This is a genomic window from Hydrogenophaga sp. H7 (genome assembly GCF_002025745.1).
Lineage (GTDB): Bacteria > Pseudomonadota > Gammaproteobacteria > Burkholderiales > Burkholderiaceae_C > Hydrogenophaga > Hydrogenophaga pseudoflava.
Genome location: NZ_MCIC01000012.1, coordinates 70162 through 82493, shown reverse-complemented (window position 1 = coordinate 82493; position 12332 = coordinate 70162). Strand labels below are relative to the sequence as shown.

The following is a 12332-nucleotide window of genomic DNA, read 5'->3' as shown; positions in this document are numbered from 1 at the left end:
TCAGCCGTCTGCGGCTTACTCCAAGAGGAAAACCATGAAAAAACTGAACTCAGTGGCAATGCTGTTCGCAACCGCCGCCATGGCATCGGCTGCTTTCGCTGCTCCCTCGAGCGGTACTGCGACGAACGACAACTGGCGCAGCGGCCATGGCAACCTCCAGTGGAAGAATGGTGATGGCACCCTGTGCTGGCGCGATGCCAACTGGACGCCCGCCACTGCAGCCAAGGGCTGTGACGGCGCCATCGTGCCGGCGCCCGCCCCCGCGCCTGCTCCGGCACCCGCACCTGCTGCTGCCCCGGCTCCGGCGCCCGCACCGGCCCCCGCTCCCGCACCGGCCCCTGCTGCCACCAAGGTGACCTACGCCGCCGACGCCTTCTTCGATTTCGACAAGGCTGTTCTGAAGCCGGAAGGCAAGGCCAAGCTGGACGATCTGGCCGACAAGGTCAAGGGCATCAACCTGGAAGTGGTGATCGCTGTTGGCCACACCGATGCCACCGGTACCGACGGATACAACCAGAAGCTGTCCGTGCGTCGTGCCGAAGCCGTCAAGGCCTATCTGGTGAGCAAGGGCATCGAAAGCAACCGCGTCTACACCGAAGGCAAGGGCGAAGGCCAGCCGGTGGCAGACAACGGCACCAAGGAAGGTCGTGCCAAGAACCGCCGCGTGGAAGTCGAGGTGGTGGGCACCCGCACCAACAAGTAAGACTTGCCGGTCTCGTTTCTTTCAAAAAGCCCCAGGCGTGCAAATGCCTGGGGCTTTTTGCTGGGCGCCCGATGCTGTGTCCTGGGCTTCGCCAGCATCCTGACGGCACCGTTGCATGCGGGTGAGGCACTTGTCCTCTCGCCAGAATGCCTCGACGTCGTTGTGCCCTCGGGCATTCAGCGCCCGGTCGTGGTGGCTGTGTTGTCGCCCAGGATGGTTTACAGCATGACCGAGTGGCCCCGAATGAGGGCTGCTGCGGAGGCCGAGGGTTTTGATACTGTCGCCTGGTGGGCGCCAGATCTGACGAATGATGAGGGTGTCCTGGCGGCACAAAGGGCCGGGTGGTCGGTCCGCGAGATGGCCGATGTGGTCCGGGTGCCCGACGCGTGTGCCGGATCGTTGGGGCATCCGAATCACTTTCCATACAGCAGGGTGCTGGACCGAGGTGGGATGCATGCCTGGCCGATCTGGGGTGTGATGCCGAATCAAGCCTGGGTGGATTCCTTGCGCTGGCGGTTGTGGTCGCTGCAGCAACCCAGGGAGGGGCGCAGACCATGACTCCGGCGGTCTTGCGACGAATGGTTCCGTGGACTCTGGCCTGCTGCATTGGCCTGGCTTGGTCCGCAGACGTCACCGGGTCTTCCTGCATTCCCGCGGTCAGCTACCTGCCCCTGGACGCCGCGGTCGTGGGGACTGACGCGAACGGCGTACCCGCCTTGGGCACCTATGAACGCATCAGCCCTGACGGGCGGTTTGTGTTGCGCTCGTACTCAGGCAAACGCCTCGGAGAGGTGTCGTTGATGGAACTGCCCTCCGAGCCGGACGATCGTATCCGAGCCTACCGGACACCCTTGAGCAACGAGGCCTTTCCGGTGCAGGGCAGCTGGCGATACTTGGTGGATGTGGATGGACGCCATTTCCGTCTGCGCGACGTGCTGCGGTCTGAGGCGGGTGCCAAACCGCTTTTCCAGGGGGGTATGCGGGGCTTCTACGCGGCTGCATCCGAACTGGATGCTCGCGATGCGCCAGATCCGTCCCTCGTCTGGATCAGGTCCATGAGTTGGCCGCAAGGCGACCGGTCCGGTCAGGGCACGGGGCCGTTGCAGGTCAGGACCATCGCGATCCTCGACGATGGCCGGGCGGCAGAGGTCGTGTCCGACACCGGCCCCCAGTTCATCTGTGGCTCTCGGCGGGCCGTCGACGGTGGGGTGTACACCTTGCCCATGATTTCTGTGGATGGGCGCGAGTTTTCAGCCATACCCATCAACCCACGGGTGGGTCAACCATCGATGCGTGTGTATGGGCTGTCGTCCGTGATTCCGGGTGCGGATCATGGTTGTGAGCCTCGGATGGACCTCAAGGCTTCGCCGGGGAAGGCCGTGTTCGCATTCCCCGGCCGCACCTCCGCGATGCTGGCCTACACCGACAACGCCAGCGTGTACTTCGTGGACCGGCGTTCCCCGCTGCAGGACCAGGTGTTTCGCATTGATGACGAGCGCACGCAGGTGCTGGCGAGCGCTTTTCCCGGATTCACCCGCGACGGCCGCATCGTGTTTGGTGCCACCTGGCAGGACTGCACGGCCGACCGTCGGTGTGACCGCCGGGCAGGCTACGTGGTGGCCGACCCGTATCAGAACGCCGACTACCGGCAACAGGTTCAACGCTTCGGGCTGTCGCCGGAGAAGCTCTGCATCACACACGCCGATGTCCAGAGGGAGCGCAGGCACTTCGCCTCCGAACTGGGGCTGGCGCCCTGAGCACATGGGACAATGAAAACATGAACAACGTCAATGCCGACCCGGCCGAACTGGCCAAATTCTCTGATCTGGCTCATCGCTGGTGGGACCCTGACAGCGAGTTCAAGCCTCTGCATCAGATCAACCCTTTGCGACTGGGCTGGATTGATGGCCAGGTTTCGCTGGCGGGCAAGCGCGTTCTGGACATCGGATGCGGCGGCGGCATCCTGTCCGACTCCATGGCGCGCAAGGGCGCGGACGTCACGGGCATTGATCTCTCAACCAAGGCGTTGAAGGTCGCGCAGTTGCATGCGCTGGAAGCCGGAACACAGAACGTGTCGTATCGCGAGATCAGTGCCGAGGCGCTGGCGCAGGAGCAGCCCGCCGGCTTCGATGTGGTGACCTGCATGGAGATGCTCGAGCATGTCCCGGACCCCTCTTCGGTGGTCCGCGCGTGTTCCGCGCTCGTGAAGCCCGGCGGCTGGGTCTTTTTTTCGACCATCAACCGCAACCCCAAATCGTTCCTGTTTGCAATTGTCGGCGCCGAGTATCTGTTGCGCATGCTCCCCAAGGGCACGCACGAATACGCCAAGATGATCCGTCCGAGCGAGCTGGCAGCGCATTGCCGCGCAGCGGGTTTGTCTCTTGAGCAAACCCGGGGCATGGAATACAACCCCTTGACCCAGCGCTACTGGCTCAGCAGCGACACCAGCGTGAACTACCTGGTGTCCAGCCGCAAGCCATGACGTCTTTTGCTGGCGTTCGCGCGGTGCTGTTCGATCTGGACGGCACCCTGATCGACAGTGCTCCCGATCTGGCGGGTGCTGCCAACGCCATGCGCATCAGCCGCCAACTGACGCCAATTCCCCTGGATCGTTACCGCGCGCATTCGGGCTCTGGTGCGCGCGGCATGTTGCGGGTGGCTTTCGATACCGGACCTGGCGATCACGGCTTTGAAGACCTCAAGCAGGAATTTTTCGATCACTACCAGAGCCGGTTGCTGCTGCAGACATGTCTGTTCGACGGTGTCGAGAGGCTGGTGGGCAGGCTGATGGAGCAGGGCCTCTTCTGGGGCGTGGTGACCAACAAGGGCGAGCGCTTCACCCGGCCGCTGACCCAGTCCATGCCGCTGTTTGCCAGGGCTGCCGCCGTCATCAGCGGCGACACCACGCCACACACCAAGCCCCATCCCGAGCCACTGCTGGAAGCAGCCCGCCGCATCGGGGTTTCGCCCGCGGATTGCCTCTACGTGGGCGACGACATTCGCGACATCCAGGCCGGTCGCGCCGCGGGAATGCGCACGGTGGCTGCGATGTACGGCTACCTGGGGCCAGAGGCCGACGTGTCGACCTGGGGCGCGGACGAAATCATTGAGGTGCCCCTTGGGCTCTTGAAATGGCTGGGACTGCCTTAAACTACCGATTCCAAGGGGCTGCACTGGTTTCGACGTGGGTTCGGACACGCAGCAGGGCATGTCGAGGTTCTGTCACCTCGTAAAACAGCAGAAAAAAACTAACTGCAAACGACGAACGTTTCGCACTCGCCGCTTAATTGCCGGTGAGCTTTGCAACAGCAGGCCTATGGGCTGGGCAAGGGTCTGATCAGCGCAAGCTGTGAGGGTCCAGGCTGCAAAGTTATTTACATAGGCTGGTCGCGCGACGGGCAACTTGTCGCGCGGTGAGATCCAAGGTTGCTGGCGTCCTGGGCAGAGTGCCGCTGCGCGGCTCAGGGGGTGAGATCCAAAACAGACGGCTACACATGTAGAACTGCTCGAAGAAGGCTTGCGGACGGGGGTTCAAATCCCCCCAGCTCCACCATAAAGTCGATCAAGGGCATGCACCCGCATACGGTGCATGCCCTTTTTCATTGGAGAATCAAGGCGTTTTGGTGCAGGGCCATCCATACGCATCCACCCCAAGCCAGCCGGTCTAGGGGGTACAAATGGGGGTACATCCCCCCTTTCGTCCGCAAATGGTGGTGCTTGTACCCCCACTTTCTGAGGGACGCCCCCCATGCTGACCGATCTGCAGTGCAAGAGCGCTACCTGTCCCCCCGACAAGAAGCACGCCCGTTTCTATGACTCCGGGGGGATGTATCTCCAGGTGAGCCCGGCCGGCTCCAAGCGCTGGTTTTGGAAGTACCGCATCGGCGACAAGGAAAAGCAGCTGGCACTTGGCAGCTATCCGGCCGTGGGGTTGATGGCCGCTCGCAAGGCCAGGGACGCGGCCAAGGTGCTCAAGGATTCCGGACAAGACCCGGTTTCCGTCCGCCAGGCCGAGCGCAACCCGCCGCCGCCGGTTCCCGATGGTGGCGACAGCTTCCGCCTGGTGGCCCTGGAGTGGTACCGCATCAAGTCCGGCCAGTGGAGCGACGTTCACGCCGAACGCATGCACCGCCAGTTCGAACGCGACCTGTTCCCCTGGATCGGTGACAGGGGAATCGCCAGCATCACCCGCGTCGAGCTGCTGGCCTGCCTTCGCAAGATCGAGGAGCGGGGCGCCATCGAGACCGCCGACCGGGCGTTGATGCTGTGCGGCCAGGTGTGGCGCTATGCGATGGCCACCGGCCGCACCGACAAGGACGTGACCATCGGCATCAAAGATGCGCTGACGCCCTACCGTGGCAAGCACTTTGCCGCCATCACAGAGCCCGCCGACCTGGGCACTCTGTTGCGAGCCATCCAAGCCTACCGGGGTGGTCCCATCGTGCGCGCGGCCTTGCAGCTCGCACCCATGCTATTCCAGCGCCCGGGCGAGCTGCGCGGCGCCGCCTGGGGGGAAATGGACCTGGACGGGGCTCTGTGGACGATCCCCGCCATGCGGATGAAGCGGAACAAGGAAGGCAAGGAGCACGGGGAGGCCCACCTGGTGCCGCTGCCTCGCCAGGCCGTGGAGATCCTGCGCGAGCTGCACCGCTACACCGGACACCATGCGCTGGTGTTCCCTGGGGAGCGGGGCAGGGGGCGACCCATATCCGAAAACTCGGTGCGCACGGCCCTGATCTCCATGGGCTACACACCCGACAAACAGACCTGGCACGGCTTCCGGGCGACGGCCCGCACCATGCTGGCGGAGCGCCTTGAGTTCGACCCGCTGGTGATCGAGGCGCAGCTCGCCCACGGGGTGCGTGATGCCAACGGCCGGGCCTACAACCGCACCACCTACCTGGCCCAGCGCACAGCCATGATGCAGGCGTGGGCGGACTACCTGGACAAGCTCAAGGCCGGCGCCGACGTGGTGAAGATGGTCCGTCGCGCCCGTTGAACAGACCGGCCACAGTCCTTCGGCGGTGATTTTTCTGAAGAACCACCGGGGCACCGGGGCAAAACCGCCGAAAGTGAGGATTCATGCGGGTTTGCGGCTTGGCAGGGTACCGGGGCAAGACCGGGGCAGAACCGGGGCGAAATAGGGGCAAACATAGAGGGGAGAGAGAGATCCTCACTCAGAGGGGCAGCTTTCTCGACGCCTGTTCTACATCGTGGCGGATGCTCCTGCACTCTATTGGTAGGCTGTGTAATAGCGCGGAAGAAAGTAGCCCTCCGCCACCCCTGTTTCCGGCCGATGCGCAGCAAAACGGGCACCGCCGCGCGGCGCGGACACGTGTCCAATCTGTTTCTACAGTGCCAGAATGTGAACAGGAGGGAAAGCGATATGCCAGCGGAAACCTGTCTCAAGTGCGGCCATGTCAATCCGCACGCCACCGGGTCAGAAACAGAGGCCTGCCCTCAGTGTGGCGCGATCTACTCGCGTGTGAAGGCGGCTGCTGCTGCCGGCAAGCCGGTGCGGCCGTCGCGAGCTGTGGACTCTGGTTTCAAGGAGGCCGCTGAACCGTCGGTGCCGCCACCGAGAAAGCCAGCGACTCGCGCCGAGCGCAGACCCTTCTCAAAGGCGCGCTATGTTGAGTCGCTGCGGGGTGAAACCAACTATCCCGCCTTCCGGACCGTGGTGCGTTTCGGACTGTTCTTTGGCTACTTGCTGGCCGTGTGCGCGTTGATCGGCGGCGCTATTTCCGCGTTCAAGACGGAGGGCACCTTCTGGCACCTATTGATGGGGGCCGGCGCAGGGGCCTTCCTCTACCTGCTGACGCGCATTTGGTTCGAGCTGACGGTGATGATCGTTGACATTGCCGACGCCAGCGTTAGGGCCGCAGAGAACAGCGAGTCCAAGTCGGCCAGTTAACGACCAACTTGGCACGACCCTCACCGCTTCTTGGTGCCGTAGGGCGATTGATTGGTCGGTTTGAGGGACACGCCCAGAGCGCTCGCCTTGGCCTGCACGGCTTCAGGCGTCCGGCCCAGCTTGAGGGCTGCAACCCGGGTGGGCGTGTTTCCCTTTGCCAGCTCTCGCAGATCCTTGACTTGAGAATCGGTCCAGCCCTTGCCGTGGTTGGATGGTTGCTTTGCCATTTGCTTTGCTCCTGGGGTGAAGAAAACTACCGCGATGCCTTCGGGAACTGCACGACGTTGGTGGTGCTGCCTGCAGGTTGCTGGCCTTGTCCTGGCGACCTGGAGTCCCCCCGCGCCACCCTGAGCGTCGCGAGTTCAACCACCTCGGGTGCCTTCGAAAAATAGCCCTCGCGCAGTCCCGCAAGCTGTTCGATATCGCGCTCAGAAAGCCCGATGAAACGGGGGATGCCCTCGGTTGGCATCACGCCCGCGCCGACCAGTAGCTCAATCGTTCTTCGCAGCAGCCTCGGCGACTCGGGCTCGCGCTTGTCGTCGCCTGGCTCTGCCTTCCTGCCCCAGCGGGACGATTGCCTCTTGAACAGGTTCAATTTGTCGGTGTCGTCGATCAGATCGAGCGCAGACAAACGCATGACCATGGCAGCGACCGAGACCCCCCATTTCTGCTTGAGCACGAGCAAGCTGTCCAGGCTCACGGGAATCCGAACGTCTGCTGCGAAGGTCTCTGGTGGCAACAGGAGCGCCCCAGCGAATCGGTGCGCTTGCTTTTCCATAAGGCTGTGCCGCTCAGGAGCTGGCCCCTCTGGCACGTGCTTGTGCAGCACCAAATGCCCGATTTCATGGGCCAGGTCGAACCGGCTGCGGAAGGCGTTGGCCTTGTCCGCAGACAGGAGCACAAACGGGCGGCTGCCGCTCGCGTCGTGGACCCAACAGGAAAGCCCCTCGATGGCTGAGATCTCGGTTTCTTCGCGGGCGACGATGATGCCTGCGCCCTCGGCGGCCAGCATGAGATCCTGGATCGGTGTCTGGCCAAGTTGCCACATGGCGCGGCAAGCTTCTGCAGCAATCTCGATTTCCGCGTTGCTGATCGCCTCGGGTTCCCTGAACTCAAAGTCTGGCAGTTTCACCTCGGGATAGTCGGCGAACTGGTTGAACAGCTGCGCCATTTCCTGCAGCCATTCCGCCCGGCCCCTCAGCTTCGCCCGCGCCGTCTTCAAAGCCTGGGCATTGCTGCGAAAGAGCGGCGCCGATACCGCGGAGCGCTGCGGGCGAGTGAACCACTCCACAGAGAGATTCAGCGTGTTCGCCAGCCGCTCCAGGGTGGTGGCCTCTGGCGAGTGTTTCGCACCTTCCTTCATCCACTTGCTGATGGTGGACGGGGAAATCCCGATCAAGCTGGCAAGCTGGCCTTGCGTGAGCCCGCGCGTTGAAAGCGCTTGCTGCAGCCTGGTGGGTTGAAAGTTTTCTACACCGCGTGTCATTGTTCGTTTTGCTTCTTCGGGGCCACGATGTTCGTCTTGAGAACAGGGTGCGCCATGTCGGGTTGGGACGCCTGGGGCTTCGACTCGTAGAGGGCCAAAGTCATGGCAACAGGTTGCCGGTAGAGCCACCCGTCCATGTCTGGCCGGGGGATGGCGATATCGACGCGCACAAGCTCAGCAAGTGCATTGCCAGGGGAGCGGTCGAACACGCCCACAGCAAAGAGCGATGCGGTCTGGGCCGGCTTGTAGCTTTCGAAGAGGTCGGGGGAGACCAGGTGCTCGATCGCGCGATTGAACATCGCCAACTGGCGTCGGGCCTTGCTCCGTTTGGCGTTGCCCCAAAAATGGGTTGTCACGTTGAAGCGGGAGATCGAGAAAATCCCGATGCGCCCGACCACGAGCCGATTCCCGTTCAATGGGGTCGGGCTCGCATCGGCCGCCGTGAGCGCGTCGAAGAAGCGTTCGTTGGTCCGGAAGTGCCGCATGTGGCCGATTGCATGCGCTCGATGACCTCGTGCCAGCGTTCCCGATCCGATGGCTCCCTCTGCGGCGCCAGTGATCAGGGCTTCTTCCATCGCAGCGATCAAGTCCTTGGGGACGTGGGCGACGATCAACGATTCGATACTTTCCGAGCTGGGAAAGTCGGCCGGGAGGATGTTGGGATCGAAATTGCTCATAACCGGAAAACGTATCGATAAAGTTGAAAGTTTGTGGATTCTGACAGACTTTTGTTGTTGTGTGAAGCCACTTGTCGGAGCGCAAACGAGAGCTGTCTTTCCCTTACCAAGCAGGAGCAAGGATGAAACGCTGGTTAACTTCACGGAAATGGCGCGGTTCAATTGCTGCCGTGGTGGCAGTGCTCGTTGCGTTGTCTTTGTTCAGGAAGGGAGGAGGTCAAGCGATGACGGATAGTTGCGTTTTTTTCTGGGCGCTCAAGGCAAGTGACTGCGCTGCGTGGGTTCAGGCATGGGGCACGCTCGCGGCCCTGGCGGTGAGCATCGGGGTCTGGTGGTGGCAGTCCTCGCGAGCCCGTGAGGACCGCGTGCAAGCAGAAATTGAACGCCTTACCGAGCGTGTGACACCGGCTTTAGGGCTGTTGGAAGGGATGCTCCACGAGTTTCATAGCATCGTGGCCGAGCTGGAGGGGCGGGTTGGCGGCGAGTTTTTTGGTTGGCAGGTCCCAAGTAAGACGAAATTTCTGGCACTGCTTAATGAATACAGTAAGGTGGAAGCGCATTTGCTCCCAGATGCGAACTTGGCGTTGGAGGCCGCCCGGGCAAAAGAGCTCGGGGCGACCATGCGCCAGTGGATTGGCTCCTTCGAGCCTTGGCCTGCTGTCAGAAGGTTTTCGGTCAGCCCGAATCACGTCAAGGAAGCCAAGTCGCTGCATGCTGCGCTCTCAGATTGCCGCGATGCAATGCGTAAGCGGCTCGTTGAGCGGTCGCAGCTGATCATCAATCCAGATCTGAAGCGTTCGCCAGTGGTCGATGCGGATTGACGGCATCGACTACCGTGCCATAATGTTCGCAACCCGAAAGGGCCGGTGCTTGAAAACACCAAAGGTTCAGCGGTTGCAGCCCCCACCGACAAGCGGGGTTTTGTCACGCCCATACATCGACGGCATGGCCTCGCGCCATCCCGCCACTGTGCCCCCACACAAGGGCACCTGCTTATGGACGGGATGGGCCTACCCGCAAGGATGGCCGCACGGCTGAACCCGTGTTTTCAACATCCCGTCCACCCGTTCGCGCTTGAAAACGCGGCCGGGTGGTTTCAAGTCTCGTTCAGGAGTCTGAAATCATGCCCAAGGTCATCGACCTGGCCAGCCGCCGCGCTGCGCCGACCACCCAAACCACCACCGAACCGCTGGAGCTGATCCAGCTCCACGCACAGGCGCACAACGCCCTGTCCACAGCGCTGCACTGCCTGCAGCAGCCCGAGTGCTCACCCCAGCACATCAAGACCGCCACGGCCCGCGCCATGCGCGCCGCCACGCTGCTGAAGCGCGCCAGCGTTGCAGCCAACCAGGTGGAGGCTTGAACCATGAACACCCCCAGCATTGACGCATTGCGTAGCACGGTGGAATTGGTGGACAGCGTTTCTCAAGACGCCTTCCGCCGCATCAGGTCACTGTGCGCAGTGACCCTGCTTGCCATGGAGCAGCAGGGGAAGGCGCTTGACTTGGAGCACCTGGCGCAAGTTCTGAAGCAGATCGAGCAGGCCTCCGACGAGGCCCATAACTACATCAACTCCGAGGCGGAGGGCGTCGGATGCAACTACAAGGACGAGCGGTGGTATCGGCGCATCGATGCTCGCAATGCCTGGCGTTCGGCCGCGAAGGCGGAGGGCTGAGCGATGGCCACGATCATGACAAACGCACCCCACAGCATTGCGGCGCCTGCGCTTGATCTCACACCGATGGAGGCTTTCCGGTGGCACCGGCCAAGCATCGCCGGAAATCCACCGACCGTGTTGGTCAACTCAGCCGCGACCTTCAGTCAGAAAACCGCTCTCGCATGCGCCATGGTGGTTGATCTGCAGGCTGTTGCAACGCTGGCGGATGTGCTGGCGAACACAGACACGAGCCAAGCCTGTGACGCGCTGCCGCTGCTGTCTGAGCGGCTGCGGCAACTTGCTGTGGTGATGGACCACCTGGGCCAGCAGGCCGCGGCCATGGAAGGGGCTGCACCATGAGCAAGACGGAAATGCAAGTCAGGCATGAAGGCCCCGTGTGGGTTGACCTTGGATGCCACGTTCTTCCCCTGCTTGATGCCATCGTGTGGATGGGGCAGGCCAGCAACAAGCTGAGCGAGATCGAGGCCGTGAAATCTTTTTCGCCCGACATGAAGTGGATGGACGAAATCATCGGCCCGGAGTGCTCCAATCCGGGCGAGCTTGTCAGTGGTGTCGCTTGGGTGGCGTCGAGCCTGTTGCGGCGCTATGGGGAAGAAAGGGGGGCGGCATGAACACCCGTAAGCTGACAGCAGAACAGATCGGTTTCGCGCTGGGTGACTTGTCGCAGTCACTCAAGGCGCTTGAACGCATCACCATCATGTTGCAGGCCGGTCTGATTGAAGACGAGCGCGACGTCGATGCCCTTCATTGGGTCACACAGCACACACTGCAACGGGCAAGCCTTGTTGCTGAAAGCGTTGCTCTGGGCTGCGGGGCTTCCACTTCTTTGATGCCCTGTGGGGCAGACGTGTGGAAGAACTTCATGCCGCCTCTGTTCTTCCCGGATGCGACCGATGTGGAGCACCGGGAGGGAGCGATCGGGTAGGCTGTCGCGTAGTCGTTTTCTTTGCTGCCTCTATGTTCCAGATGAAGCACTCAGCGCCAACGCAAGACCGGCCGCAAGCCCCTTGGGATGCTGCCATCAAGCGAGATATTCCGGGCGGTCGCCGTTCTGCATTGGTGCTGTTGGTGGACCTGTTCCGCTGGGTCGCTCAAACAGAGCGGCTCGGAGGTCAGGAAGCCCTGTCGGACATGCTGCTGCGCCTCGAAGCAAACCCGCAGGTACACCTGTATCTCGCGTGGGACTTCCAGCCGGTGGAGCTGGTCGAGAAACAGGAGTTCGGTTTGCGCACTCCAGATGGCGCCGACCATGCCGAGGCCCTGCTCGCAGGTATGCCTGTTCGGAGTGGTCTTCCTGAGGGGGTCTCGCCTGGCCGGTCTGCAGCCTTGTTTCGCTTTCGCCGTGGGCTTCAAGATGTGTTCACCTTGAAAGATCTGGACACGCTGCTTTCTGAGGACCACAGCCGGGATATCGTGCATCCGTTGGACCGGCCAACACTGCACTGGACCGTCATGGCGTTGGCGGCTGAAGATGCCTGTCTCTTGTTTGGCGCAGCCGGTGAGCAGTTCCACTCGATCAGCACCTACAACGACCTGGTCGTCATGGTGAGGAAGTTGAAAGCCGCAGATGCCAACGCGCGCATTCCTTGGACAGCCGAGGCTCGCGCTGTTCTTCGGGGTGAGATCGAGCGACGGAAAAAGCTGAGTGGCGGCTTGAGCGCTGCACAAACGCAGATTGGGTTCGAACTCGGGGACCTCACCCGCGCGGCCGTTGCCCTACAGGCAAAGAAGTAACGACTACACACAGCCTGCCGTCCAAGTCATTGACGGCAGCTTGCAGGCAGTTTTCAAAAGCTGTCTGGCAACCAACTTTGTTTTCAGCAGGGGCGCGGAACTGAGGCCCTGAAAGCTGTTTGCAAGTTGCCGCCTTTGAC

General features: G+C 62.2%; 16 protein-coding genes and 1 other RNA gene. 14 read left to right on the top strand and 3 right to left on the bottom strand.

Features of this window, described 5'->3' with window-relative positions; all coding sequences use genetic code 11:
- Nucleotides 1–34: 34 nt before the first annotated feature.
- From ompA to BC358_RS21775, 7 genes are all read left to right on the top strand, one after another.
- Entirely contained in the window at nucleotides 35–703 is a 669-nt protein-coding gene (gene ompA, locus BC358_RS06875; RefSeq protein ID WP_066155797.1) for an outer membrane protein OmpA, read from the top strand.
- An 800-nt stretch (nucleotides 704–1503) separates the two neighbouring features.
- Nucleotides 1504–2460, top strand: coding sequence for a hypothetical protein (locus BC358_RS06865; RefSeq protein ID WP_143434210.1), 957 nt, complete (start codon nucleotides 1504–1506; stop codon nucleotides 2458–2460).
- Between the two features lie 20 nt (nucleotides 2461–2480).
- Nucleotides 2481–3185: a bifunctional 2-polyprenyl-6-hydroxyphenol methylase/3-demethylubiquinol 3-O-methyltransferase UbiG gene (gene ubiG, locus BC358_RS06860; RefSeq protein ID WP_066155803.1), complete on the top strand. Its 705-nt coding sequence runs from the start codon at nucleotides 2481–2483 to the stop codon at nucleotides 3183–3185.
- Nucleotides 3182–3853 (top strand): phosphoglycolate phosphatase, encoded by a 672-nt coding sequence (gene gph, locus BC358_RS06855; protein ID WP_079365239.1) that lies wholly within the window; start codon nucleotides 3182–3184, stop codon nucleotides 3851–3853. Before ubiG ends, gph begins: the two co-directional genes overlap by 4 nt.
- Nucleotides 3854–3867: 14 nt before the next feature.
- Nucleotides 3868–4256, top strand: a transfer-messenger RNA (tmRNA) gene (ssrA, locus tag BC358_RS06850).
- A 195-nt stretch (nucleotides 4257–4451) separates the two neighbouring features.
- Nucleotides 4452–5702: a site-specific integrase gene (locus BC358_RS06845; RefSeq protein WP_079365238.1), complete on the top strand. Its 1251-nt coding sequence runs from the start codon at nucleotides 4452–4454 to the stop codon at nucleotides 5700–5702.
- 297 nt (nucleotides 5703–5999) lie between these two features.
- On the top strand, nucleotides 6000–6617 hold the full coding sequence (locus tag BC358_RS21775; RefSeq protein ID WP_143434209.1) for a hypothetical protein: 618 nt from the start codon (nucleotides 6000–6002) through the stop codon (nucleotides 6615–6617).
- Nucleotides 6618–6637: 20 nt separating this feature from the next.
- Here BC358_RS21775 and BC358_RS06835 read toward each other — a convergent pair whose 3' ends face one another.
- The 3 genes from BC358_RS06835 to BC358_RS06825 are packed head-to-tail and all read right to left on the bottom strand — an operon-like array spanning nucleotide 6638 to nucleotide 8780.
- The gene (locus BC358_RS06835; RefSeq protein WP_079365236.1) at nucleotides 6638–6844 is read right to left on the bottom strand and encodes a hypothetical protein; all 207 of its coding nucleotides are present in this window, start codon (nucleotides 6842–6844) and stop codon (nucleotides 6638–6640) included.
- A 26-nt stretch (nucleotides 6845–6870) separates the two neighbouring features.
- Nucleotides 6871–8103 carry an XRE family transcriptional regulator gene (locus tag BC358_RS06830; RefSeq protein ID WP_079365235.1) on the bottom strand — a complete coding sequence of 411 codons (1233 nt, stop codon included), beginning with the start codon at nucleotides 8101–8103 and terminating at the stop codon, nucleotides 6871–6873.
- Nucleotides 8100–8780, bottom strand: coding sequence for a hypothetical protein (locus tag BC358_RS06825; protein ID WP_079365234.1), 681 nt, complete (start codon nucleotides 8778–8780; stop codon nucleotides 8100–8102). The genes BC358_RS06830 and BC358_RS06825 overlap by 4 nt, the downstream gene beginning before the upstream one ends.
- A 122-nt stretch (nucleotides 8781–8902) precedes the next feature.
- Between BC358_RS06825 and BC358_RS06820 the strand changes: the two genes are divergently transcribed.
- From BC358_RS06820 to BC358_RS06790, 7 genes are all read left to right on the top strand, one after another.
- Entirely contained in the window at nucleotides 8903–9601 is a 699-nt protein-coding gene (locus BC358_RS06820) for a hypothetical protein (protein WP_143434208.1), read from the top strand.
- A 302-nt stretch (nucleotides 9602–9903) separates the two neighbouring features.
- Entirely contained in the window at nucleotides 9904–10143 is a 240-nt protein-coding gene (locus BC358_RS06815; RefSeq protein WP_079365232.1) for a hypothetical protein, read from the top strand.
- Between the two features lie 3 nt (nucleotides 10144–10146).
- Nucleotides 10147–10455: a hypothetical protein gene (locus BC358_RS06810; protein WP_079365231.1), complete on the top strand. Its 309-nt coding sequence runs from the start codon at nucleotides 10147–10149 to the stop codon at nucleotides 10453–10455.
- A gap of 3 nt (nucleotides 10456–10458) precedes the next feature.
- Nucleotides 10459–10797 (top strand): hypothetical protein, encoded by a 339-nt coding sequence (locus tag BC358_RS06805; protein ID WP_079365230.1) that lies wholly within the window; start codon nucleotides 10459–10461, stop codon nucleotides 10795–10797.
- On the top strand, nucleotides 10794–11069 hold the full coding sequence (locus BC358_RS06800; RefSeq protein WP_079365229.1) for a hypothetical protein: 276 nt from the start codon (nucleotides 10794–10796) through the stop codon (nucleotides 11067–11069). Before BC358_RS06805 ends, BC358_RS06800 begins: the two co-directional genes overlap by 4 nt.
- A complete protein-coding gene (locus BC358_RS06795) occupies nucleotides 11066–11383 on the top strand; it encodes a hypothetical protein (protein WP_079365228.1) in 318 nt (105 codons plus the stop codon). Before BC358_RS06800 ends, BC358_RS06795 begins: the two co-directional genes overlap by 4 nt.
- 32 nt (nucleotides 11384–11415) lie before the next feature.
- The gene (locus BC358_RS06790) at nucleotides 11416–12192 is read left to right on the top strand and encodes a hypothetical protein (RefSeq protein ID WP_143434207.1); all 777 of its coding nucleotides are present in this window, start codon (nucleotides 11416–11418) and stop codon (nucleotides 12190–12192) included.
- Nucleotides 12193–12332 lie beyond the last annotated feature (140 nt).